The sequence below is a fragment of the Sphingomonas horti genome, assembly GCF_009753715.1.
GTDB classification, from domain to species: Bacteria; Pseudomonadota; Alphaproteobacteria; order Sphingomonadales; family Sphingomonadaceae; genus Sphingomonas_B; species Sphingomonas_B horti.
This window is the reverse complement of sequence record NZ_WQMS01000013.1, coordinates 344,210-368,160: the sequence shown is the minus strand read 5'-3', so window position 1 is coordinate 368,160 and position 23,951 is coordinate 344,210. Positions and strand designations below refer to the sequence as shown.

General features: G+C 67.1%; 18 protein-coding genes and 1 tRNA gene. 9 read left to right on the top strand and 10 right to left on the bottom strand.

The features are described from left to right. Nucleotides 1-13 precede the first annotated feature (13 nt). The 3 genes from GON01_RS11320 to rpsA form a co-directional block, all read right to left on the bottom strand. Entirely contained in the window at nucleotides 14-649 is a 636-nt protein-coding gene (locus GON01_RS11320) for a PEPxxWA-CTERM sorting domain-containing protein (RefSeq protein WP_157027456.1), read from the bottom strand. Between the two features lie 198 nt (nucleotides 650-847). Further along, nucleotides 848-1,126, bottom strand: a complete 279-nt coding sequence (locus tag GON01_RS11315; RefSeq protein WP_157027455.1) for an integration host factor subunit beta — start codon at nucleotides 1,124-1,126, stop codon at nucleotides 848-850. 213 nt (nucleotides 1,127-1,339) lie between these two features. Continuing rightward, nucleotides 1,340-3,049: a 30S ribosomal protein S1 gene (rpsA, locus tag GON01_RS11310; protein ID WP_157027454.1), complete on the bottom strand. Its 1,710-nt coding sequence runs from the start codon at nucleotides 3,047-3,049 to the stop codon at nucleotides 1,340-1,342. 451 nt (nucleotides 3,050-3,500) lie between these two features. Between rpsA and GON01_RS17010 the strand changes: the two genes are divergently transcribed. The 3 genes from GON01_RS17010 (at nucleotide 3,501) to GON01_RS11295 (ending at nucleotide 10,545) form a co-directional block, all read left to right on the top strand. After that, entirely contained in the window at nucleotides 3,501-4,253 is a 753-nt protein-coding gene (locus GON01_RS17010) for a PEPxxWA-CTERM sorting domain-containing protein (RefSeq protein ID WP_309503498.1), read from the top strand. Between the two features lie 97 nt (nucleotides 4,254-4,350). Further along, complete coding sequence (locus GON01_RS11300; protein ID WP_157027453.1) at nucleotides 4,351-7,350, top strand: ATP-binding protein; 3,000 nt, start codon at nucleotides 4,351-4,353, stop codon at nucleotides 7,348-7,350. A 159-nt stretch (nucleotides 7,351-7,509) separates the two neighbouring features. Next, nucleotides 7,510-10,545 carry a TonB-dependent receptor plug domain-containing protein gene (locus GON01_RS11295; protein WP_157027452.1) on the top strand — a complete coding sequence of 1,012 codons (3,036 nt, stop codon included), beginning with the start codon at nucleotides 7,510-7,512 and terminating at the stop codon, nucleotides 10,543-10,545. Nucleotides 10,546-10,604: 59 nt separating this feature from the next. Here GON01_RS11295 and GON01_RS11290 read toward each other — a convergent pair whose 3' ends face one another. The 3 genes from GON01_RS11290 to aroA are packed head-to-tail and all read right to left on the bottom strand — an operon-like array spanning nucleotide 10,605 to nucleotide 13,642. Then, nucleotides 10,605-11,657 (bottom strand): aspartyl protease family protein, encoded by a 1,053-nt coding sequence (locus GON01_RS11290; protein ID WP_157027451.1) that lies wholly within the window; start codon nucleotides 11,655-11,657, stop codon nucleotides 10,605-10,607. 45 nt (nucleotides 11,658-11,702) lie between these two features. Continuing rightward, nucleotides 11,703-12,329 carry a (d)CMP kinase gene (locus tag GON01_RS11285; protein ID WP_157027450.1) on the bottom strand — a complete coding sequence of 209 codons (627 nt, stop codon included), beginning with the start codon at nucleotides 12,327-12,329 and terminating at the stop codon, nucleotides 11,703-11,705. Next, nucleotides 12,326-13,642 carry a 3-phosphoshikimate 1-carboxyvinyltransferase gene (aroA, locus tag GON01_RS11280; protein ID WP_157027449.1) on the bottom strand — a complete coding sequence of 439 codons (1,317 nt, stop codon included), beginning with the start codon at nucleotides 13,640-13,642 and terminating at the stop codon, nucleotides 12,326-12,328. The genes GON01_RS11285 and aroA overlap by 4 nt, the downstream gene beginning before the upstream one ends. A 148-nt stretch (nucleotides 13,643-13,790) precedes the next feature. Between aroA and GON01_RS11275 the strand changes: the two genes are divergently transcribed. Together GON01_RS11275 and GON01_RS11270 are read left to right on the top strand one after the other, a co-directional pair. Continuing rightward, nucleotides 13,791-14,111, top strand: coding sequence for a TIGR02300 family protein (locus GON01_RS11275; protein ID WP_157027448.1), 321 nt, complete (start codon nucleotides 13,791-13,793; stop codon nucleotides 14,109-14,111). An 83-nt stretch (nucleotides 14,112-14,194) separates the two neighbouring features. Beyond that, nucleotides 14,195-14,270, top strand: a tRNA-Ala gene (locus tag GON01_RS11270). Between the two features lie 158 nt (nucleotides 14,271-14,428). On the opposite strand, the gene GON01_RS17005 is transcribed toward GON01_RS11270, so the two are convergent. The 3 genes from GON01_RS17005 to cysD all read right to left on the bottom strand — a co-directional run bounded on the left by GON01_RS17005 (nucleotide 14,429) and on the right by cysD (nucleotide 18,019). Then, nucleotides 14,429-15,046, bottom strand: a complete 618-nt coding sequence (locus GON01_RS17005; RefSeq protein WP_157027447.1) for a PEPxxWA-CTERM sorting domain-containing protein — start codon at nucleotides 15,044-15,046, stop codon at nucleotides 14,429-14,431. 136 nt (nucleotides 15,047-15,182) lie between these two features. Next, nucleotides 15,183-17,084 (bottom strand): sulfate adenylyltransferase subunit CysN, encoded by a 1,902-nt coding sequence (cysN, locus tag GON01_RS11260; protein WP_157027446.1) that lies wholly within the window; start codon nucleotides 17,082-17,084, stop codon nucleotides 15,183-15,185. After that, nucleotides 17,084-18,019 (bottom strand): sulfate adenylyltransferase subunit CysD, encoded by a 936-nt coding sequence (cysD, locus tag GON01_RS11255; protein WP_157027445.1) that lies wholly within the window; start codon nucleotides 18,017-18,019, stop codon nucleotides 17,084-17,086. The genes cysN and cysD overlap by 1 nt, the downstream gene beginning before the upstream one ends. A gap of 135 nt (nucleotides 18,020-18,154) precedes the next feature. Between cysD and GON01_RS11250 the strand changes: the two genes are divergently transcribed. Next, on the top strand, nucleotides 18,155-20,392 hold the full coding sequence (locus GON01_RS11250) for a transferrin receptor-like dimerization domain-containing protein (RefSeq protein ID WP_157027444.1): 2,238 nt from the start codon (nucleotides 18,155-18,157) through the stop codon (nucleotides 20,390-20,392). A 3-nt stretch (nucleotides 20,393-20,395) separates the two neighbouring features. On the opposite strand, the gene GON01_RS11245 is transcribed toward GON01_RS11250, so the two are convergent. Beyond that, nucleotides 20,396-21,895: an HWE histidine kinase domain-containing protein gene (locus tag GON01_RS11245; protein ID WP_198159843.1), complete on the bottom strand. Its 1,500-nt coding sequence runs from the start codon at nucleotides 21,893-21,895 to the stop codon at nucleotides 20,396-20,398. A 75-nt stretch (nucleotides 21,896-21,970) separates the two neighbouring features. Here GON01_RS11245 and GON01_RS11240 point away from each other — a divergent pair, with 75 nt between their 5' ends. From GON01_RS11240 to GON01_RS11230, 3 genes are read left to right on the top strand one after another with little or no spacing between them, the layout of a single operon-like run. Next, complete coding sequence (locus tag GON01_RS11240; RefSeq protein WP_157027442.1) at nucleotides 21,971-22,699, top strand: SDR family NAD(P)-dependent oxidoreductase; 729 nt, start codon at nucleotides 21,971-21,973, stop codon at nucleotides 22,697-22,699. Further along, nucleotides 22,696-23,145 (top strand): MarR family winged helix-turn-helix transcriptional regulator, encoded by a 450-nt coding sequence (locus GON01_RS11235; protein ID WP_157027441.1) that lies wholly within the window; start codon nucleotides 22,696-22,698, stop codon nucleotides 23,143-23,145. The genes GON01_RS11240 and GON01_RS11235 overlap by 4 nt, the downstream gene beginning before the upstream one ends. After that, nucleotides 23,142-23,951: an enoyl-CoA hydratase family protein gene (locus tag GON01_RS11230; protein ID WP_157027440.1), complete on the top strand. Its 810-nt coding sequence runs from the start codon at nucleotides 23,142-23,144 to the stop codon at nucleotides 23,949-23,951. Before GON01_RS11235 ends, GON01_RS11230 begins: the two co-directional genes overlap by 4 nt.

Below are 23,951 nucleotides of genomic sequence, written 5' to 3'. Positions count from 1 at the left end.
GATGATAATGGGATCAGGCGAACCGAACGGTCGCGCGGCGACGGCTGCGCAGCGCGCCGCCGACGAAGCCGAAGCCGCCGATCATCATCGCCCAGGTCGCAGGCTCGGGCACGCCGGCGCCGAGCTTCGCATCGATGCTGAGCGACTGCGGGCCACCGGCCAGGCCGCTCACGTCGAGCGTGACGCGGTAGGTGTCGTTGACCCCCGGGTTGAAGCCGATCGGAGCCCAGTTCAGCCGGAAGCTGTTCTGCGAGCTGCCAGCGCCGTTGCTGTTGTCGTTGCCGACGAAAAACGGATCGTAGCTGAACGTCTGTCCCGTTCCGAGATTCTTGAGCGTCAGCAGCGCGGTGATCGAGGCGCCCGCGTTATTGTCGATGCCCCAGTCGAAGCTCATCGGATCGGTGCCCAGCGCAAAGCTGTACACGTTGCCGCTCGAAGCGGGAGCAACCGCGAAGGTCTTGTGGAAGCGCAGGTAGAGCTGGTCGTTGTCGTCGGTCGTCAGCACCGCGGTGTTGGCCGGCGAATAGTCGTTGCCGTTGCCGTAGAACCAGCCATCGGCCGGAGTCGAATTATAGGAAGTCGAGGCGGCCTGGGCCGAACCGGCGACGCAAAGAGCCGTGGCGGCAAGCGCAAGATAGACAGTCTTCATGGCAATCCCCCTGATTTACACGAGCCCCCTTAGACTCGCCCAAGGGAGCGCCTGCAACGTAGATTAAAAAACCGCTAACATACAAGCCGAAAAGACTTGGGCGCTGTTTCAGGCGCGCGACGCGCCGTTGCCGGGCAAGCCGGTCGCACAGTCGCGAGTGATCGGGGATCGTAAACTTCCCTGGCGGGAAGGCAGGCGTCAGACGTTCAGCCGCTGACGCATTTCCTTGCCGGGCTTGAAATAGGGGACGCGCTTCGCATCGACCGCGACGGTTTCGCCGGTGCGCGGGTTGCGGCCGGTGCGAGCGTCGCGCGCGCGCGTCGAGAAAGCGCCGAAGCCGCGCAGCTCGACGCGGCCGCCCTCGGCGAGGCGCTGGCTGATCTCGTCAAAGAAGATCGAGACGATCCTGTCGATCTCCTTGACCGCGAGGCCCGGATTTTCCTCGGCGAGCATCTGGACCAGTTCCGACCGGATCATAGGCTTCCTTTCAAGCTGGCGGTTCCGTGCTGGACCGCCGCCGGGGCCTTTCCCAGCGCTGGCCCCCCTCTGACAATCGACGGCCCCCCCCCGGACCGCCACTCGACTGATAAGCGACAATAGCTGGTACGAATATAGCGCAAGCCAAAAGCCGGCGCGAGTCGCATCGGACGAAACCGCCACCCGGATCGACCGGGTGGCGGTTCCGCTTCGTTACTTGCCCTGCTTCGCCTTGTTCAAGGCTGCGCCCAGGATATCCCCGAGCGACGCGCCGGAGTCGGACGAGCCGTACTGGGCGACGGCCTGCTTCTCCTCGGCGATCTGCATCGCCTTGACCGAGAAGGTCGGCTTCTTCGAGCGATCGAAGCCGGTGACCATGGCGTCGAACTTCTGGCCGACCTGGAAGCGCTCGGGGCGCTGCTCGTCGCGGTCGCGGCCAAGGTCGGAACGCTTGATGAAGCCGGTCGCGCCATCCTCGCCCGCCTGCACCTCGAGCCCGCCGTCGCGGACTTCCAGCACGGTGACGGTGATGACGTCGTTCTTCTTGAGCGTGCCGCCCGCCGATACGCCGCCCGCCGCCGGCGCACCGCGCTCCAGCTGCTTCATGCCGAGCGAGATGCGCTCCTTCTCGACATCGACGTCGAGCACGATCGCCTGCACCATCTCGCCCTTGCGGTGGAGATTGAGCGCGTCCTCGCCGGAGATGCCCCAGGCGATGTCCGACATGTGGACCATGCCGTCGACGTCATTGTCGAGCCCGATGAACAGGCCGAACTCGGTCGCGTTCTTGACCTCGCCCTCGACCTGGCTGCCGACCGGGTGCGCCTCGGCGAACTTCTCCCACGGATTCTGCTGCGCCTGCTTCAGGCCCAGCGAGATGCGGCGCTTGTCCTCGTCGACCTCAAGGATGATCACGTCGACTTCCTGACTGGTCGAGACGATCTTGCCCGGATGCACGTTCTTCTTGGTCCAGCTCATCTCGGAGACATGGACCAGACCCTCGATGCCCGGTTCCAGCTCGACGAAGGCGCCATATTCGGTGATGTTGGTCACGCGGCCATGGAACTTCGCGCCGATCGGATACTTGGCGGCAGCGCCTTCCCACGGATCGCTTTCCAGCTGCTTCATGCCGAGCGAGATGCGCTGGGTGTCGCGGTTGATGCGGATGATCTGCACCTTCACCGTGTCGCCGATGTTCAGCACCTCGGACGGGTGGTTGACCCGCTTGTAGCTGAGGTCGGTGACGTGGAGCAGGCCGTCGATGCCGCCCAGGTCCACGAACGCGCCGTAATCGGTGATGTTCTTCACGACGCCGTCGATCACCTGGCCTTCATGCAGCGACTGGATCAGACCGGTGCGCTGCTCGGCGCGGGTCTCTTCGAGAACGGCGCGGCGCGACACGACGATGTTGCCGCGGCGACGGTCCATCTTCAGCACCTGGAAGGGCTGCGGAATGTCCATCAGCGGCTGCACGTCGCGGACCGGACGGATGTCGACCTGCGAACCGGGCAGGAACGCCACGGCGCCGCCCAGATCGACAGTGAAGCCGCCCTTCACGCGGCCGAAGATCACGCCGTCGACGCGGTTGCCGGCGGCGAACTCGCCTTCCAGCTTGTCCCAGGCGGCTTCGCGGCGCGCGCGGTCGCGCGACAGCATCGCTTCGCCGTTGATGTTCTCGACACGGTCGACGAACACCTCGACCTCGTCGCCGACCTTCAGGTCCGCCTTCTGGCCCGGCGCCGCGAACTCGCGCAGCGGCACGCGGCCTTCGGACTTCAGGCCGACATCGATGACGGCCAGGTCATTCTCGATCGCGGTGACAGTGCCCTTGACGACCCGGCCCTCAAAGCCGTCGTTGTCGCCGAGCGTTTCGTTGAGAAGAGCCGCGAAATCGTCGCGGGTGGGAAAAGCCGCAGTGGCCATAAAGAAAGAGCTTCCTACACTGTCATTGCTGGCCAGCCGGTTGTCTCCGGCGGTCTAGGCGCGACGAACAGGGCGCGCCCAAGGCCAATCCGCCCCGTCGGCCGCATGCCGATGGAGCATCCGAGGGGAGCAGGGAACGGAGGCGCCCAGAAAGCCAAAACGGCGCGTCGGGACACCCCACGCGCCTTCCTCCGCGAACCTAGGCCCGCCGGACGCGGGCGCACATAGGGGAAGCGAGGCGCGATGGCAAGGTGGAGCGGATCAGAACAGCCGGCGCGACGGGCGCCCGCGCGTCGGCCGGAAGGGGAACTGCCGTTCGCTTGTCATGAACGCCGGGCACAACCCGTGTGGCCGCGCTGTGCAAGAATGGGACGGACGCATATTTGGGCGTGCATATTACGCTTAACATGCTTTAGAAACGGCCTGCTATCCACGGTTGAGGGGAAGACCAGTGAAAGCTTCAAAATTAGCCGCTTTGGCCGCGCTCGGCATTGTTGCAGCAGGGAGCAGCAGCGCCCAGGCCGGTGTGTTCACCGTCACGTATAGCGGAATAGTTTCGCAGGGGTTCGATCTGGACAATTACTTTGGTGCCGGGATCGACGTTTACCATCTAGACTATACGATGCGATTCACGATCGACCCGGGAACGCCCGGCTCTTACTTCGCACTCTTTCCATATGCGTCGGTATTGGCCACGGGCCCCGGCGCCAATCCTTTCATCGAATCATCCCTGACCATCAACAATCGATCGCTGACCTGGAGCAATTCGCGTGACGACGGCTACGACAACAGCTCCGGGAAGGCCACCCAGAACGACGATCTGGGAATAATCTTCGGTGGATATGACAAGGTCAGCCATACCAGCATTGATTTCAAGGGTAGCGGCAGCAGCTACGATTACGCCGATTTCTTCATTTCCAGCGCCTTCAATCAGATTGTGAATTCGCCCGATCTCAGGACTCCGCTCGACTATGACGTGCAGCAGGGGGACGTTACTCGGGGCTATTTCCGAAGGCAGACGCTCAACACCGGTGGAATGGATTTGAATCTGCAAGTCCGGCGGATCACGATCGCGCCGCTGGCGGTTACGCCCGTTCCCGAGCCGGCGAGTTGGGCCATGATGATCGCCGGCTTTGCGGTTGCGGGCGCCGCATGCCGCCGCCGCCGGGCGATCGGGCCGCGGTGGTCAAGCGCGGCCTTCTAAAGGCGATCGCGCGAAATCCTCTTTCGCTGAAAGGAGTTGCGGGCTAGCGTCCGGGCGCCGGCGGCGGGGGCTCGACGGTTGGGAATGCCAGAGGCCGATGCGGCTGCACGCGGAAGACGACGAGACACGGACGGCCGCCTTTTTGGAGGGCGGCGGTGAGATGGGTGCGCTGATGCGCGCGCACGACTGGGCTGCAACCTCACTGGGGCCGCCGGAGCGCTGGCCGGCGCCGCTGCGCACAGCCGTTCGGATCATGCTCAATACCGGACACCCGATGTATATCTGGTGGGGCCGAGAGCTCGCTTGCCTGTATAACGACGCCTATCGCCGCTCGATCGGGCCAGAGCGGCACCCTGGATCGCTGGGGCAGCCGGCGCGCGCGGTGTGGGATGAGATCTGGAACATCATTGGCCCGCAGATCGAGCAGGTCATGTCAGGCGGCGGCGCGACCTGGCATGTGAACCAGCTGGTCCCCATCACGCGCAACGGCCGGCGCGAGGACGTGTACTGGACCTACAGCTACAGTCCGATCGACGAGCCCGACGCAACGAGTGGCGTCGGCGGCGTGCTGGTGGTCTGCACCGAGACGACCGAAGCAGTGTTGGCGCAGCGAAGCCTGGCCGAGCAGAGCGAGCGGCAGCGCCGCCTTTTTGAGCAGGCGCCGGGCTTTATCTGCACGCTTCGCGGCCCCGAGCATGTCTTCGAATTCGCGAACCAGGCCTATCGCCGGCTGATCGGGGACCGCCCGCTGCTGGGCCTGCCGGTCCGCACGGCCATTCCCGAGATCGAGGGGCAAGGCTTTTTCGAGCGGCTGGATCATGTCTATGCAACCGGCGAGCGGTTCGTCGGCGACCAGCTTTCGGTCCGCATCGCGCGCAGCTCCGGCGCCGCGCCGGAGCTGCGCGTGCTGGATTTCATCTACGAGCCGGTGATCGAAGGCGGCCGCGTCACCGGCATTTTCGTCGAAGGCTATGACGTGACCGAGCGGACGCGCGCGGAAGCGGCGCTGGCCGAGAGCGAGGCGCGGTTGCGGCTGGTGCAGGCGGCAGGCGGCATCGGCAGCTTCGACTTCGACCTCGTCCGGGACGAGGCGGTCTGCTCGCCCGAATATTATGCGCTGTTCGGCCTGCCCGATGGCACGCCGATGAACCGGGGCACGTGGACGGCGGCGATCCACCCGGACGACCGCGCCCGTGCGATCGAGACGCTGGAGCGGGCGATCGCCGAGCGCAAACCGTTCGACTATGAATATCGCATCGTGCGCGCCGATACCGGCCAGGTGCGCTGGCTGACGGGTCGCGCGGCGATCGTGCTGGATGCGGCCGGGCAGCCGGCGCGACTGGTCGGCGGCAATATCGATATCACCCCGGTCAAGCAGGCGGATATCCGCCAGCGTGCGTTGATCGAGCTGAGCGATTGCATTCGCGATCTCGAGGACCCCGCCGACCTGGCCTATGCGGCGGCTGAAATCCTGGGCCGCTCGCTGGGCGTGAGCAGGGCGGGCTATGGCGCGATCAATCCGGCCGCCGAGACGATCACGATCGAGCGCGACTGGAACGCACCGGGCATCCAGAGCCTGGCGGGCGTGCTGCACTTCAGGGACTATGGTTCGTATATCGAGGACCTGAAGCGGGGCGAGACCGTCGTGTTCGCCGACGCCGAGACGGATCCCCGCACCGCGGCGACCGCGGACGCGCTGAAGGCGATCAGCGCACGCGCGGTCGTCAACATGCCGGTCAGCGAGCGCCGCGGGCTGGTCGGTCTTCTCTACCTGAACCATGCCGAGGCGCGGGAGTGGCCGCCGGAAGAACTGGCGCTGATCAAGGAAGTCGCCGAGCGGACCCGGACCGCGATTGCGCGTCGCGAGGTCGAGGAAGAGCTGCGCGGCCTCGCGGCATCGCTGGAGACCAAGGTCGAGGAACGGACCCGCGAGCTGATGCTGGCACAGGAAGCGTTGCGCCAGTCGCAGAAGTTGGAGGCCATGGGGCAGCTGACCGGCGGCGTCGCGCACGACTTCAACAACCTGTTGACGCCGATCATCGGCAGCCTGGACCTGCTGCACCGGCGGGCCGCCGGAAGCGAGCGGGAGCAGAGGCTGATCGACGGAGCGCTGCAATCGGCCGAGCGCGCGAAGACGCTGGTGCAGCGGCTGCTTGCCTTTGCCAGGCGCCAGCCGCTGCAGCCACGCCCGGTGGACGTGGGGGCGCTGGTCGAGGGCATGGCCGATCTGGTTGCGAGCACCTCCGGCCCGCGCACCCGAGTGACGGTGGATGTCGGCGCGGGCGTTCCGGCCGCGGTCGCCGATCCGAACCAGCTGGAAATGGCGATCCTGAACCTCAGCGTGAACGCCCGCGACGCGATGCCGGAAGGCGGACGGCTGTCGATCACCGTGGGCGCCGAGACTGTCGGCGGCGGTCACCGATCGGGACTGGCGCCGGGGCGCTATGTGACTCTCTGCGTCGCGGATACGGGCGCAGGCATGGAACCGGAGACGCTAAAACGGGCGGTCGAGCCTTTCTTTTCGACCAAAGGCATCGGCAAGGGCACCGGGCTGGGCCTGTCCATGGTCCACGGCCTTGTCGTGCAGCTGGGCGGCGCGATGCAGCTGTCGAGCCGCCCGGGACTGGGCACCCAGGTCGAGCTGTGGCTGCCCGCCACCGAACAGCGCGCGGAATCGGAAACGGAGGCGCGGAGGCCTGGCGCCGCGCTCGCCACCGGCCGCGCTCTCGTGGTCGACGACGAGGATCTGGTGCGCGCCAGTACGGCGGACATGCTCGGCGAGCTCGGTTATGAGGTGACCGAGTGCGGATCGGCCGACGAGGCGCTGCGGCTGCTGCAGGCGAGCGCGCCGTTCGACCTGCTGGTGACGGACCATCTGATGCCCGGCATGACAGGCACCGAGCTTGGGCGCGTGGCGATCCAGTGCCGGCCCGATCTGCGCGTGCTGGTTATTTCCGGCTATGCCGACCTGGACGGCATCGCGCCCGACCTGCCGCGGCTGACCAAGCCGTTCCGCCAGGCCGAGCTCGCCGAGGTGCTGGGCGGCATCGCAAGCGCCACGTGCGCGGAGACTGTCGGCTCGATCGGCCCTCGCTGATCGGAACGATCGAGGCGCATCCGATTACCGGCCCATTTCGCCCGACGGAAGGACGGAGGCAGCGGCTCGTCGCATCCGCCTGCCAAAGCTGTTGATTTCGCGGCAGTTCTCGGCAAGAGGCGAGTCCATGGGGTGGTGATCTGTAAGTAAGGGCGTTTAATGCGTACCACCTCCCGTGCTCGCTTGCTCGCGAGCGCTTTGTTTGTCGTTCCTGCTCTTTGGACTTCCCCGGCATCGGCCCAGAACACTGCAGATGCCACTCCCCAAACCACCAGTCCCGCGACGGCAGACGCCGCGGCCGCCGAGGAAGAGGCTGACGCGATCGTCGTCACCGGCTCTCGCATCACGTCGCCGGCCGCGACCGCTGCGTCGCCACTCCAGATCGTCGATTCGCGCCAGATCGCCAATGCGGGCGCCGTCAACATTCAGGACGTGCTGCTGCAGAACCCGACCTTCGGCACGCCGAGCATCAGCCGCACCAACTCGTCCTTCGCGACGTCGAGTGCCGGCGTTGCGACGGTCGACCTGCGCAACCTGGGCGTCGACCGCACGCTGGTCCTGGTGAACGGCCGCCGCTTCGTCTCCGGCATCCCCGGCAGCAATGCGGTCGACCTGAACGTGATCCCGACCCAGTTCCTGGAGCGGGTCGACGTGCTGACCGGCGGCGCATCGGCACTCTACGGGTCGGACGCGGTCGCGGGCGTCGTGAACTTCATTTACAAGAAGGACTTCGACGGCATCCAGGCCGACGCGCAGACCGGCATCACCGACCGGGGTGACGGCTTCGACTATCAGGCGAACCTGCTCGTCGGCAAGAATTTCGCCGATGGCCGCGGCAACATCATGGCGTTCGGCGGCTATTCGAAGCAGGGCGCGATCTACAAGCGCAAGCACCCGACCGAGGCGGGCCCCTCCGATGTCGACCAGACCAGCCTGGGCGGCCTGACCGGCAACGATGCCGATCTGTTCAAGCCCGAGCGGCCGTTCCTGTCCGGCTACAGCCCGCGCGGACGCTACTACACGGACAATTTCGCCTTCACCTACGACCCGGTGACCGGCGCGCTGCGTCCGTGCACCTCGACCAATGGCGGGCCGGCGCCTGACGATTGCGGGCTGCCGGCGGGCACGCAGATCGGTCCCGACGGCTTCAACCGCTCGGCTTTCCGCTACCTGGCGGTGCCGGTGGAACGCTATGTCGCGGCGCTGCGAGGCAATTTCGAAGTGTCCGACGCGCTGAACCTGTTCGTCGAAGGTAATTACGCTCGCACCCAGGTGAAGACCGAGATCGAGCCGTTCCCGCTTGATTCCAGTTACATCACGCCGGAGGCCGGCGGCCAGATCCCGATCGAATCGCTGGTGAACGGCGTGCTTTACCGCAATCCGTTCGTGCCCGACGCGATCTACGCCGACGCGTCCGACACCGACGGCGACGGGCTGAAGGACATCTTCTTCGACAAGCGCCTGTCGGACTTCGGCCCCCGCACCTCGACTGCGAAGCGCGACACGTTCCGCATCGCCGGCGGCGCCAACGGCAAGTTCTGGGACGATTGGAGCTACGAGGCCTATGGCATCTACGGCCAGACCGTGGAGCACCAGAAGGGTTCGGGCCAGTTCAACAGCCTGAACTTCCAGCAGGCGCTGAACGCGATCCGCGACGTCAACGACATCGACGGGGACGGCGACCGCACCGAGATCATCTGCGCCGACGCCGCGGCACGCGCGGCCGGCTGCGTTCCGGCCAACATCTACGGCCCCGGCAGCCTGACCCCGGCGGTCGGCTACCTCGCCGCGCCGCAGACGCTGGACACGAAGGTGACCGAAACGGTCGCCGGCGCCAACGTGTCGGGCGGCCTGTTCTCGCTGTTCGGCAATCGCGACAAGGTCAGCATCGCGCTGGGCGGCGAATATCGCCGCGAGACCTCGTCGAGCGTGTTCGACCCGCTTAGCCAGGCCGGCCTGAACGGCGGCAACGCGCTGCCCTCGACCAAGGGCAAATTCGACCTGGTCGAAGGCTTTGGCGAAGTGATCGCGCCGATCCTGGAGGATCGTCCGTTCTTCCATCGCCTGTCGCTGCGTGGCGCGGTGCGCGTGTCGCACTATTCGACCGTCGGCGGAACGTTCAGCTACAACTATGGCGGCGAATGGGCGCCGATCGAGGACGTGCGCTTCCGGGTCATGCAGGCCCGGTCGGTGCGCGCGCCCAACGTCAGCGAGCTGTTCGCGCCGCCGCAGCAGGACTTCCCGAGCGGCCTGCAGGATCCCTGCACCGGCATCACGGCGGCCACCACCGGAACGCTGGCGGACCTGTGCCGCGCCGCGCCCGGCGTCAACGCGAACATCGCCGCCAACGGCGCGTTCACGGTGACGCAGGCGGACCGGCAGGGCATCACCAGCTTTGCCGGCGGCAACCCCAACCTGCAGGAGGAAAAGGGCGACAGCTTCACCGCCGGCGTGGTGATCAACCCGCGTTCGCTGGGCGGGGCGCTGCGCAACCTTGTGCTGACGGTCGATTACTTCGACATCAAGATCAGGGACGCCATCGTCCAGACGCCGCTGCAGTTCATCCTGGACCAGTGCTATTCCGGCGCGAACCAGGCGCTGTGCCAGTTCATCACCCGCCGGCCTGCGGCCCAGGGTGCGAACAGCGCGGGCTCGATCGACGAGGTGAACAGCGGCCCGACCAACAGCGGCGGCGTGCGCACGTCGGGTCTCGACACGACCGTCAACTGGCGCACCGACCTGTGGGGCGGCAATTTCGGCCTCAGGGCATCGTACACGCACCTGTTCAAGGGCTATTCGGTGCCGCTGCCGGGCTCTGACCGCGATTATTTCGCGGGCGAGATCGGCGCCGCCAAGGACCGGTTCACGACGACCGTGTCGTTCGACCAGGAGCACGGGATCGGCGGCACGCTGACCGGCACCTTCATCGGCGCGTCCTATCTGGACGACCAGCTGACGGGGGCGAAGCCCGGCGCGAACAAGCTGTACCGGGTCGGCGCCGAGTTCTACCTGGACGGCCAGATCCGCTTCAACGTGGGCGAGCGGTACCAGCTGTACGTCGGCGTCAACAACCTGCTCGACAACAAGGCGCCGTTCCTTGCCGATATCGGCGCGTCGGCGGGCCAGGACACCGACGCGGGAACCTATGACGCGCTTGGCCGGCGCTATTATGCCGGTGCGCGCCTGCGGTTCTGATCGCGACAGACGCCGAAACTTGAGGGGGCGGTCCGGCAAGCCGGGCCGCCCCTTTCATTTCAGCGCTTGCACGCCTCGCTGCCGCGATCGGACGAGAGGCGGGCGAGCGACGACGAATGCTGCGTGCTGATGATGATGCCGCGCGATCCGCAATTCTTGAGCTGGAACCGCACCTTGCGCGCGCGGAAATCGAGCGAGACGCGGCGGAAGGATTCGAGCAGGTCGGTGCCGAGCAGCAGCGCCGGCTCCTCGGACAGGCCGAAGACGGCGAACGGCGGGACTTCGGCAAAGGCGATCGGCACGTTGCGCAGCACGATCGAGCCGATCCGCAGCTCCGCCACGCGCGCCAGCTGCAGGTTCAGGGTCACGCCGGTCACGCCGGTGACGCCGATCGTCGTAAATTTGTCCGGGTCGCGCCGGATCAGCCGGTCGCGCAGCGCCAGATTGCCGATCGTGATCTCGGAACCCGTGTCGATCACGGCGTCGATAGTCTTCCGGTTGGCGGTGACCTGGGTCAGGATCAGCTGGCCCCGGCGGCGGCGCGCCGTCACCACGATCTCGTCGGCCAGGCGCGGCGGCGGGATGCGCGCGTCCTCGACCTTGATGGTGCGCGTTTCGAAATCCATCATCAGCCGCTGCTCGACCAGCGCATCGATGCCGATCATGCCGTCGCCGCCCAGATCCTGTTCCTTCAGCACCGGCAGATGCAGGTCCGGGATCGTGCTTTGGCCAAGCTGCAGCGAATCGACCAGCACGCGGTCGACGCGGCTGCTGTCCGTGATTCCGTTCAGCAGCACCGGCGTGCCCGCCGGCAATTGCAGCGCGCGGGCGATGCGCTGGCCGATCACCGAAGTGTCGGCGCCGCTGTCGACGACGAAGCGGTAGGGGCCCTGGCCGTTCACCTTCACCGCGACCGTCATTCGCGTGCGGACCTTGCGGGCGTCGATATCCTCGCCGCCGATCGTCAGCTTGTCGTCAATGACGGCGGGCGGGAGCGGCGGCATCTTTGCGGCCGGGTCGATCGGCTTGGGTCGCGGCGCTGCCGAAGCGGGAGAGCCGCTCGCGGCGAGCATCAATCCCAGGGCGAGGGCGGTGGTGCTCCGAAGCCTCATCGTCCCCGGGTTGTGAAATGGCGGGGTTGCGATTGCAAGCGGCGATCAGACGCGCGCGCGGGCGCTTTCGACGAGCGTGATGGCGCGGCTGATCGCGGTTTCGATCGACATGTAGCTGGTGTCGAGCAGCGCCGCGTCCTGGGCCTGGCGCAACGGCGCCGTGGCCCGCGTCGAATCGCGCAAATCGCGCGCCTTGATATCGGTCAGCACCTTGTCGAAGCTGGTCGCGACGCCGGCGCGGACAAGCTCCTCGTAACGGCGGCGCGCGCGGATCGCGGAGGTCGCGCGGACGAAAATCTTGGCGTCCGCTTGAGGCGCGATCACGGTGCCGATGTCGCGCCCGTCGAGCACCGCGCCACCGGGCTGGGCGGCGAAAGCGCACTGGCGCTCGATCAGGGCCTGGCGCACCGCCGGATGGGCCGAGACCACCGAGGCCGCATTGCCGGCCGCGGCAAGCTTGAGCCGCGGGTCGAGCAGCAGGTCGTCCGTGAAATCGCAGGCGGCGAGCGCCTCCAGCGCGTTGGCCGGATCGCCGCCACGGTCGAGCACCGTCTGCCCGACCGCGCGGTACAGCAGGCCGGTGTCGAGGTGCGGCAGCTTGTAATGGCGGGCCAGCGCGCGGGCGATCGTGCCCTTGCCGCTGGCGGCGGGTCCGTCGACGGCAATGATCATTTCAGGCGCTCGATCAGGTTTTCGAAATCGGGGAAGCTGGTGGCAACCGGGCCCATATCGTCGATGATGACCGGCGCAAGGCAGTTGAGGCCGGCGACGGCGAAGCTCATCGCGATGCGATGGTCCAGGCGCGAGGCGACGGTTGCGGCGCCTGGCAGGGGATCGCCGCCGGTGCCGTCGACGATCAGGCCGTCGGGCAACTCCTCGACCCGGGCGCCGATCGCGCGCAGGCCTTCGGCCATCGTCGCGATCCTGTCGGACTCCTTCACCCGAAGCTCCTCCAGCCCGCGCATGACGGTGCGGCCCTGGGCGAAGGCGGCGGCGACGAACAGGGCCGGGAATTCGTCGATCATGCTGGGCGCGAGCTCCGGCGGCACGTCGACACCGGACAGCGTCGAGAAGCAGGCAGTGATGTCGGCGACCGGTTCGCCGCCGACCTCGCGCGGGTTCGCGAAGGCGATTTCCGCGCCCATCATGCGCAGCACTTCATAGAGGCCCGCGCGGGTCGGGTTCACGCCGACATTCTCGACCGTCACGGCCGAGCCGGGGACGATCAGCGCGGCGACGATCGGGAAAGCCGCGGAGGAGGGGTCGCCGGGCACGGTGATGCGCTGCGGCTTCAGCTCCGCCTCTCCCCGAATCCGGATATGGCGTTCCCCGTTCTCGAGCTCGACCGTGAGGTCGGCGCCGAAGCCGGTCAGCATACGCTCGCTATGATCGCGGGTCGGGATCGGCTCGATCACGCGCGTGATCCCTGGCGTATTGAGGCCGGCCAGCAGCACCGCGCTCTTTACTTGCGCGGATGCCACGGGAAGGCGGTAGGCGATTGGTACGGCAGGGCAGAGGCCGCGCAGCATCAGCGGCAGGCGTCCGCCCGGCGAGGCGGTCACGTCCGCCCCCATAAGCGACAGCGGCTCGATCACCCGGTTCATCGGCCGCCGGGAAAGCGAGGCATCGCCGGTGAAGGTGGCGGTGATCGGGTGCGAAGCGACGAGGCCCATCAGCAGGCGGGTCGAGGTGCCGCTGTTGCCCATGTCCAGCGCCTGCTGAGGCTGGAGCAGCCCGCCGACACCCACGCCTGCGACCGACCAGCCGTCAGCGTCACGTTCGATCGTCGCGCCCATCGCCCGCATCGCCGCGGCGGTGGCGAGTACGTCGTCTCCTTCGAGAAGCCCGTTGATCCGGCTTTCGCCTACTGCGAGCGCGGCGAGCATCAGCGCGCGGTGGCTGATCGACTTGTCGCCGGGCACCCGGACGGCGCCGGAAAGGGGGCCGGAGCGCGCGAAGCTTTGCGGGCGCGGACTGGCATGCAACGGACAGCGTTCCTATCTTGTCGGAAGGGCGAGCGCGGGGCTTTTGACAGCGCCCCTTTGCTATGGCAAGGCGCGCGCCGATTGGCGGGGCATCGACACGTGATGCGCCGCTGTTTTTCTTTACGTCACACTCGGAGCAAGGCCACAGATGGTGAAGCCTGAATGGGGAGCCAAGCGCAGCTGCCCGAAATGCGCGACCCGATTCTATGATCTCGGCAAGGACGACCCCGTCCAGTGCATCAACTGCGGTTATGCGTGGGAGCCGGAGCCGGTGCTGAAGTCGAAGCAGCCGCTGCCGTTCGACGCGCCCAAGAAGGAAGAGGCGAAGAGCGAGGACGATGAAGTCCTGGTCGGCGGCGACGACGATCTGGACATCGACGAGGGCGAGCCCTCGGCGGACGAGGAAGTCGATCTGGGCGGCGACGACGATCTTGGCGTCGCCACCGGCGACGGCGACGACGAAAGCTGATCGATTTAGGCGATTGATTTACCCGCGCCGCCCCGCTAACGGGCGGCGCTCAAGCCCGCCGGACCAGCCCGGCGGAAAGGCGTGGGGCCGTAGCTCAGCTGGGAGAGCGTCGCAATGGCATTGCGAAGGTCAGGGGTTCGATCCCCCTCGGCTCCACCATTTCACTTCGAGCGCGCCGATCGCTGAGCCGCTCTTTTTCCGAATCGACGTGAACGGCCGGTCTGATCGTTCGTCAGAAAGGCATAGCCCCTCTCCCGGCGAAGGAGAGGGGCTGCATCAGGCTTGCTCCGCCGCGATCCGGCGGAGATTTTCATCGGTTAGGACGTGACGCGGCCCGGGCGCGCGCGGCGGCGCGCGGTGGCGCCGAGCAGGCCGAAGCCGCCGAGCATCATTGCCCAGGTGGCCGGCTCCGGAACCGCGGCGGCGGGGACGGTGACCTGCCCCAGCGAGAACACGGCCGTGTTCGAGCCGCCGGGCGTCCCGTCCGGATTGTTCTTCGTCGACAGGCCGAAAAAGGCATCGACGCCCATCCCGCCGAGGGTCGAGCGCGCGCTGAGCCCGTTGAAGTCGAACGGCGTGAACGGGCCGCCGGTGTTGCGGAAATCCGGTCCCATGTAGGTGAAGACCAGGTTCACGAGGCTCGGATCGTCGTTGAAGCCTGGCGTCACGATACCGCCGGGCGATGTGTTCTCGACCGACACGACGACGTTCGCGTTGCCGTCCGCGGAAATCGAACCGTCGATATAGCCGCGGAAGTCATAGATGATCAGCCGATCGCCGGCGCGCAGACCTTCGTCCGGCCCCAGCGTGCCCTGATAGGTGAAGGTGAAGTCGTTGGCGCCGTTCTGGGTGATGCCACCCAGCGTGATGACGCCCGCGCTGGCCGGTACCGCGAACCCGATCGCCGCAGCTGCGGCCAAGATTGCTTTTTTCATACGCGCACACTCCCTGAGCAGTTGAACCCCCCGTCGATGACGGCTTGCCGCTCTGGGATATCAACCCGCTGCGTGCGCTTCGGTTCATTTCGCGTTCAGTATAATTTTCAAGGCCCAGCCGGGCCTGGGAACCCGGTCAGCCGATCAGCCGCTCGATGATCAGGTCGGCCGCCTGTTCGGGCGACATCGTGGTCGTATCGATGCGCAATTCCGGGTGCTCCGGCGGCTCGTACGGGCTGTCGATCCCGGTGAAATTCTTCAGCTCCCCGGCGCGCGCCTTCTTGTAGAGGCCCTTCACGTCGCGCGCTTCCGCCTCGGCGAGCGGCGTATCGACGAAGACCTCGACGAATTCGCCGGGCGCCATCATCTCGCGCACCATCCGCCGCTCGGCACGGAACGGCGAGATGAAGGCGGTCACCACGATCAGTCCGGCATCGGTCATCAGCTTCGCGACCTCGCCGATGCGGCGGATATTCTCGACCCGGTCAGCGTCGGTGAACCCCAGGTCCTTGTTGAGCCCGTGGCGGACATTGTCGCCGTCGAGCAGGAAAGTGTGGCGGTTCATCCGCGCGAGCTTCTTTTCGACCAGGTTCGCGATCGTCGATTTGCCGGCGCCGGACAGGCCGGTGAGCCACAGCACGGCGGGCTTCTGGTTCTTCAGGGCGGCGCGCCGCTCCCGCGTGACGTCGAGCGCCTGCCAATGGACGTTCTGACTGCGCCGCAGCGCGAAGTGCAGCAGCCCCGCGCCCACGGTCGCGTTGCTGAGCTTGTCGATCAGGATGAAGCCGCCCAGGTCGCGACTTGTCTCGTAAGGTTCGAACACCAGCGGCCGGTCGGTCGACAGGTTGGCGACGCCGATCGCGTTCAGCTCCAGCGTCTTCGCCGCCAGATGCTCCATCGTGTTGACGTTCACCTGGTATTTCGGATGCTGCATGCTGGCGGTGACGGTCTGCGTGCCGAGCTTCAGCCAATAGGGGCGGCCGGGCAGCATCTCCTCGTCCGCCATCCAGACGATCGTCGCTTCGAATTGATCGGCGACCTCGGGCGGCGCGTCGGCGGCCGCGATCACGCACCCGCGCGAGCAGTCGATCTCGTCGGCGAAGGTCAGCGTCACCGATTGGCCGGCCACGGCCTGGGGTAAGTCGCCGTCGAGCGTGACGATCCGCGCGACCGTCGTGGTGCGGCCGGAGGGCAGGACCCGCACCGGATCGCCGGGCCGCACCGTGCCGCTCGCGATCAGCCCGGCAAAGCCGCGAAAGGCGTGATCGGGGCGGTTCACCCATTGAACCGGCAGGCGGAAGGGAGCCCGCTGCCCCTGCTCCGCGTCTATCGGTACCGCCTCAAGATGGCCGATCAACGTCGGTCCGGAATACCAGGGCATATTGCCGCTCGGCCCGGCGATGTTGTCACCCGCGAGGCCGGAAACCGGGATGGCGAGGAAGTCGGCGATGCCGATGCTCGCCGCGAAGGCGCGATAGTCGGCGACGATCCGGTCGAACACGGCCTCGCCGTAGCCGACCAGGTCCATCTTGTTCACCGCCAGCACGATCCGGCGGATGCCGATCAGATGCGCGAGATAGGAATGGCGGCGCGTCTGGGTCAGCACGCCCTTGCGCGCGTCGATCAGGATGACGGCCAGGTCGGCGGTCGAGGCGCCGGTGACCATGTTGCGGGTGTACTGCTCGTGTCCCGGCGTGTCGGCGACGATGAATTTGCGCTTGTCGGTCGCGAAGAAGCGGTAGGCGACGTCGATCGTGATGCCTTGCTCGCGCTCGGCGGCGAGGCCGTCGACCAGCAGCGCGAAGTCGATATTCTCGCCCTGCGTGCCGACGCGCCTGCTGTCGGCCTCCAGGCTGGCGAGCTGGTCCTCGAAAATCTGCTTCGAATCGTAGAGGAGGCGGCCGATCAGCGTCGACTTGCCGTCATCGACCGAGCCGCAGGTGATGAAGCGCAGCAGCGACTTGTCGCGGTGCCGGTCGAGATATGTCTCGATGTCCTCGCCGATAAGGGCGTCGGGCCGGTAGGAGGGCGCGTGCATCAGAAGTACCCCTCCTGCTTCTTCTTCTCCATGCTGCCGCTGCCGGCCTCCTTGTCGATCGCGCGGCCCTGCCGCTCGGACGTGGGGCTGAGGAGCATCTCGCGGATGATGTCGGGCAATGTCGCGGCCGTGCTCTCGACCGCGCCCGTCAGCGGATAGCAGCCGAGGGTGCGGAAGCGGATCGAGCGTTCGACAGGCACTTCGCCGGGGCGGAGACGGAAGCGGTCGTCGTCGACCATCAGGATCAGCCCGTCGCGCTCCACGGTCGGCCGGCGTGCTGCGAAATAGAGGGGCACGATCTCGATATTCTCGAGGTGGATATATTGCCAGATGTCCAGCTCGGTCCAGTTGGAGAGCGGGAAGACGCGGATGCTCTCGCCCCTGGCCTTGCGGGCATTGTAGAGATGCCACAGCTCCGGCCGCTGGTTCTTCGGGTCCCAGCGATGATTGGCGGAGCGGAAGCTGAAGATACGTTCCTTGGCGCGGCTCTTTTCCTCGTCACGCCGGGCGCCGCCGAACGCCGCGTCGAAGCCGTAATGGTCGAGCGCCTGACGCAGGCCTTCGGTTTTCCAGAGGTCGGTGTGGAGTGCGCCGTGATCGAAGGGATTGATGCCTTTCGCGCGCGCTTCGGGGTTGCGCCAGACCAGCAACTCCATGCCGGCGGCGCGCGCCGCCTTCTCGCGCAGCTCGTACATCGCACGGAATTTCCAGGTCGTGTCGACGTGCAGCAGCGGGAAGGGCGGCGGCGCCGGGAAGAAGGCCTTCCGGGCAAGGTGCAGCATCACCGCCGAATCCTTGCCGATCGAATAGAGCATCACCGGCCGATCCGCCTCGGCCACCACCTCGCGCATGATGTGGATGCTTTCGGCCTCCAGCCGCTGGAGGTGGGTCAGGCGCAGCGCGGACGCGGATTCGATGCCGGCGGTCTCGTTCATCGGCGACGCTTATAAACGCGCCGGCGCGGGTTCCCATAGCGCACGCGGTCTTCCCCGGGATCAAGTTTCTCTTCGCCCCGATTGCGCTTTGACCGAGGTTAATTATGGAAGGGAGCGGAAGAGGAGATCCCATATATGACCGGACGGCGCCTGCTGCTCTCGACGATCGCCTGCCTCGCGCTCAGCTCCGCGGCTGCTGCGGCCGATCGGGAGAAGCTGGAAGCGACGTTCGACGCCGGCATCAGCTCCGAAGACCAGCTCGGCTGGCTGAGGCAGATGTCGTCCGCCCCGAACCATGTCGGCTCCCCTCACGACAAGTTCAATGCGGAGTTCATTCTCGCCCGCTTCAAAGAATGGGGCTGGGACGCGCATATCGAGACGTTCCATGTGTTGTATCCGACGCCGATCTCGACCACCGTCGAGCTGATCGCCCCAGAGCATGTCGTGCTGGGCGGGCAGGAGCCTGCGCTGGCGGAGGACCCGACCTCATCGAACCTGGCGGGCGCGATTCCGCCCTATGTCGCTTATCAGGGCGACGGCGATGTCACGGCAGACCTGGTCTATGTGAACTACGGCATGCCGGACGACTACAAGGCGCTGGCCCGCCGCGGCATCGACGTCAAAGGCAAGATCGTCATCGCGCGCTATGGCGGCGGCTGGCGCGGCCTGAAGCCGAAGCTGGCGCAGGATCACGGCGCCGTCGGCTGCATCATCTATTCCGACCCGGCCGACGACGGCTATGTCCAGGGAGACGTCTATCCCAAAGGCGGGACCCGGCCCGCGTTCGGCGTGCAGCGCGGATCGGTGCAGGACATGGCGATCTCGCCCGGCGATCCGCTGACGCCCGGCATCGGCGCGACGGAGAACGCGAAGCGCCTGACCCGCGAGACCGCGCCGACGGTCCTGAAAATCCCGGCGCTGCCGATGTCCTACGGCGACGCATCGAAGCTGCTGGCGCGGTTGGAAGGGCCGGTGGCGCCGGACGGCTGGCGCGGCGCGCTGCCGCTCACCTACCATATGGGCGGGACCGGCGCGGTGAAAGTGCACCTGGCGGTCAAATCCGACTGGTCGATCCGGCCCATATACGACGTGATCGCGACGCTGAAGGGCGCGCGTTACCCGGACCAGTGGATCGTGCGCGGCAATCATCATGACGGCTGGGTGTTCGGCGCGAACGATCCCCTGTCCGGCAACGTCGCGATGCTGTCGGAGGCGAAGGCGCTGGGCGCGCTGTGGAAGCAGGGCTGGCGGCCGGATCGCACGATCGTCTATGCGAGCTGGGATGGCGAGGAGCCGGGGCTGCTCGGGTCGACCGAATGGGCCGAGACGCACGAGGCCGAGCTGAAGCGCAAGGCGCTCATCTACATCAACACGGACGGCAACGGCCGCGGCTTCTTCAACGCCCAGGGCAGCCACGACTTCCAGCACCTAGTCAACGACGTGATCCGCGACGTGATCGATCCGGAGACGGGCGCAACCGCCTATGAGCGCCGCCGCGGCGCCATCCTCGCCAACGCCTTCGACAAGAACGGGCGACGGGACGAGACTGCGATCGCGGCCGCCGAGAAGGGCGCCGACCTGCCGATCGGACCGCTCGGCTCGGGATCGGACTATTCCGGCATGCTGCAGCATGTCGGCATCCCGGCGCTGAACATGGGCTATGGCGGGGAGGACGAGAGCGACGGCGTCTATCATTCGATCTACGACAGCTATCGCCATGTCACGATGTTCGACGATCCGGGCCTGAAATATGGCGCGGCGCTGTCGAAGACGGTCGGTCGGATCGTCATGCGGATCGCCGATGCGGACACGGTGCCGCAGCGCTTCGGGGACTTTGCGGAGGCGGTCGGGCGGTACCTGGGCGAGGTGAAGAAGCTTGAGGCAGACCGTCGCACCGACGACGAGAAGCGCGCGCGATTGCTCGCGGCCGGCGATTTCAGGCTGGCGAGCGATCCGCTGAAGCCGGTCGCGCCGCCCGCGCCCGAAGCCGCGACGCCGCACATCGAGCTCGCGGCGCTTGAGAATGCGGTCGACCGGCTGAAGGCAAGCGCAAAAGCCTATGATGCGGCCTACGCCGCGAAAGGTGCGGGCCTGACGCCGCAGCAGCGGGACAGGCTGAACGCCCTGCTGGCCGATATCGACCAGCTGCTGCTCGATCCGCGGGGGCTGCCGGGGCGGCCCTGGTTCCGCAACATGGTCTATGCGCCCGGCCGGTTCACCGGCTATGGCGCCAAGACGCTGCCGGGCGTGCGCGAGGCGATCGAGGAGCGGCGTTTTGCCGATGCCAACGAATATGCCGGGCGGACAGCCGCCGTACTCGACGCCTATTCCACGCGGCTCGACCAGGCGAAGGCGATCGTGGAGGGCAAATAGCCGCTAGTCGCCTGGAAGAGAGGCTTCGATCAGGCATCGGAGCCCTTCGGGAAGGAACTGCAGCTCGACTTTCCCGCCAAGCTCGGCGGCCAGGGCGCGCTCGATCATGCGGCTGCCGAAGCCGCGCGTGGCGGGCGGCGCGACGGGCGGCCCGCCCTGTTCCCGCCAGACGAGGCGCAGGCGCGGGCCGGCGCCGTCGTGCACGCTCCACTCAATGTCGACGCGGCCCCCGCCGTTCGACAGTGCGCCGTACTTGACCGCATTCGTGCAGAGTTCGTGGAATGCGAGCGACAGCGCGACCGCCGTTCTCGCGTCGAGGCGCAGGTCCGGGCCGTCCGCACGCACGCGGTCACGATCGGCGCCGCAACCCAGCCCTGCCTTGCGGATCAACTCGTGAAGGGATGCGCTTTCCCAATTCCTTGCGATCAGCACGTCGTGCGCGGAGGCGAGCGCGGCCAGGCGCCCGTCAAAGGCGCGTAGGGCGCCGGGCGCTGCGGCGTCCTTGAAGGTCTGCGCCGCCACGCTCTGCACGATCGACAGCATGTTCTTGACGCGGTGGTTGAGCTCGTGCGCGAGGAGCCGCTGCAGTTCCTCGGTGCGCTTGCGTTCGAGCACGCGCCCGACCTGGTCGCCGAGCGCGCGGACGATCAGCATCAGGTCCTCGTCGGGCCGGACATGATCGTAGGTGAAGAACTCCAGCACCGCGATGATGCGGCCTTCGCTCTTGATCGGAAAGCCGAAGGCGGCGCCGAGGCCGAGCCCTTTGCGCGGGAAATGCGGGTCCTGGTCGGCGTCCGCGATCCAGATCGGATCTTCGGCGTCGAGAACCATGCCCGGAAGCCCGACACCGGCCGTGAAGCGGATCTGTTCGGTCGCTTCGCGAAGCCGATCGGCGGCGCCGTCGGTCTCGTCATGCCACACGGTCGTAGACACCAGTTCCTGCCCCGCCAGCAGCAACGCGTGGCCGAGCGGCCAGCCGGTCAGGTCGCAGATCGCCTGAAGGCAAGCGCGCAAGGCATCTTCGAACGAATGGGTGGCGGCGGCGAGGCTCGTCACTTCGAACAGCAATTGCGCTTCGCGGGCCTGCCGCTGGAGTAGCGCTTCGGCCATGCGCCGCGTAGTGATGTCGCGCAGGAAGCCGACGAAAATGTCGTCGCCTTCGAACTTGGCCGTGGTGATCGACAGCTCGATCGGGAATTCGTGGCCGGCCCTGTTGATCGCAGTGATCTCGATGCGGCGGTCGAGAATGCTCGCCTTGGCGGTCCGGTTGAAGCGGGCGATGCCGCGGCGATGGGCGTCGCGATGCTGCGGCGGGATGATGAGTTCGGCCAATGGGCGGCCCAGCACCTCCTGCTCGTTCCAGCCGAAGACCTGTTCCGCCACCCGGTTCCACGCGGCGACGCGGCCATCGGGATAGAGCACGATCACGGCGTCGAGCGCCGTCTCAAGGACGGGCTGAAGCGATTTCAGCATCGGAAGATCGTGCGGCAGCGCATGCGCCACCCGTTGTGCATAGCGGCGCACGCAGGCGCAAGCGCGGCGGATTGCTTTAATCCTAAAATACCCTAGGCTGCCGTGATGGCGCAGCAGGGCAGGCGGGTGCTGGTGACCGGCGGGAGCAGCGGGATCGGGCTGGCCATCGCCCGCGCGTTCCGCGATGCCGGCGAGCAGGTCTGCGTGGCCGGCCGCGACCCCGCCAAGCTGGAGGCGAGCGGCTTCGAACGGCTCCAGGTCGATGTGTGCGACGAAGCCGCGCTGGATGCCGCGATCGCCTCGGCCCCGCCTTTCGACATCGTCATCGCCAATGCAGGCGGCGCCGCGACCGCACCGCTGATGAAGATGGCGCGCGCCGACTGGGACCGGATGCTCGCCCTGAACCTGACCAGCGTGTGGCTGACCGCGCGCGCCACGGTGCCGGCAATGATCCGGGAAGGTCAGGGCCGTTTCATCGCGATCGGATCGACGGCATCGGTGAAGGGCTATGCCTATGCCGGCGCCTATGCGGCGGCGAAGCACGGGGTGCTGGGCATGATCCGCTCGCTGGCGCTGGAGCTTGCGAAGACCGGCGCCACCGCGAACGCGATCTGCCCCGGCTATACCGATACGCCGATGCTGCGCGCGGCGATGGACGGCGTGGCCGCGAAGACCGGGCGAGGCGACGTCGAGGCGTCGTTCGCGGCTATCAACCCGATGGGGCGGCTGATCGCGCCGCATGAAGTCGCGGCGGCGGCGCTGTGGCTGGCGAGCGACGCGGCGGCGAGCGTCAACGGGCAGGCGATCCTGATCGACGGGGGCGAGACGGCGTGAGCCACGACCGCGATGCGCTGCGGGCCTGGCTGGCGCTGCTGGGCACCGCCAATGCCGTCAAGAAAGGCGTCGACACGCGGCTGCGGCAGCGTTTCGGGCTTTCGATCGCGCGCTTCGACGTGCTGGCGGCGCTGGACCGTGCCGGCGAGGACGGGCTTACCGCCGGCGGCCTCACGTCCAGGCTGAAAGTCACCGAGGGCAATACGACGCAGGTCACCGCCCCCTTGGTCGAGGCCGGCCTGGTCGAACGCCGGCCCGACCCGAACGACAGGCGCGTCGCGATCTTTCGCCTCAGCCCCGAAGGGCGGGCGCTGTTCGCGCAAATGGCGGCGGAGAACCGGTCCTGGATCGACGCGGCCTTTGCCGGGCTGAGCACGGCCGAGATCGCCAGACTGCGCGACCTGCTTGGCGCGCTCCAGCCGCCGCTGCACAAGGAAGCCGCATGAACCCGACCAGCTTCGCACCCGAACATTTCCGCTGGACGTTCGCGGACGGCGTCGCGCTGATCACGCTCGACCGGCCGGAGCGGAAGAACCCGCTGACGTTCGAGTCCTATGCCGAGCTGCGCGATACGTTCCGTGCGCTGGTCTACGCGCGCGAGGTCAAGGCGGTGGTGTTCGGCAGCCGCGGGGGCAACTTCTGCTCGGGCGGCGACGTGCACGAGATCATCGCGCCGCTGACCCGCATGGCGATGCCCGAACTGCTCGACTTCACGCGGATGACCGGCGACCTGGTCAAGGCGATGCGCGCCTGCCCGCAGCCGATTATCGCCGCTGTCGATGGCGTCTGCGCGGGGGCGGGCGCGATCGTCGCGATGGCGTCCGACCTGCGCTACGGCAGCCCGGAGGCGAAGACGGCGTTCCTGTTCAACCGCGTCGGGCTGGCCGGCTGCGACATGGGTGCGTGCGCGATCCTGCCGCGGATCATCGGCCACGGCCGGGCCAGCGAGCTGCTGTTCTTCGGCCGCAGCTTCGGCGCCGAGGAGGGGAAGGCCTGGGGGTGGTTCAACGACGTCGTGCCGGCGGACCGGCTCGACGGACACGCGATGGAGGCGGCGCGGCGGATTGCGGCGGGGCCGAGCTTCGCCAACGGCATGACCAAGAACCAGCTCAACATGGAATGGAATATGAGCCTGGAGACGGCGATCGAATCCGAGGCGCAGGCGCAGGCGATCTGCATGCAGACGAAGGACTTCGAGCGCGCCTACCAGGCGTTCGTCGCGAAGCAGAAGCCGGTGTTCGAGGGCGACTGA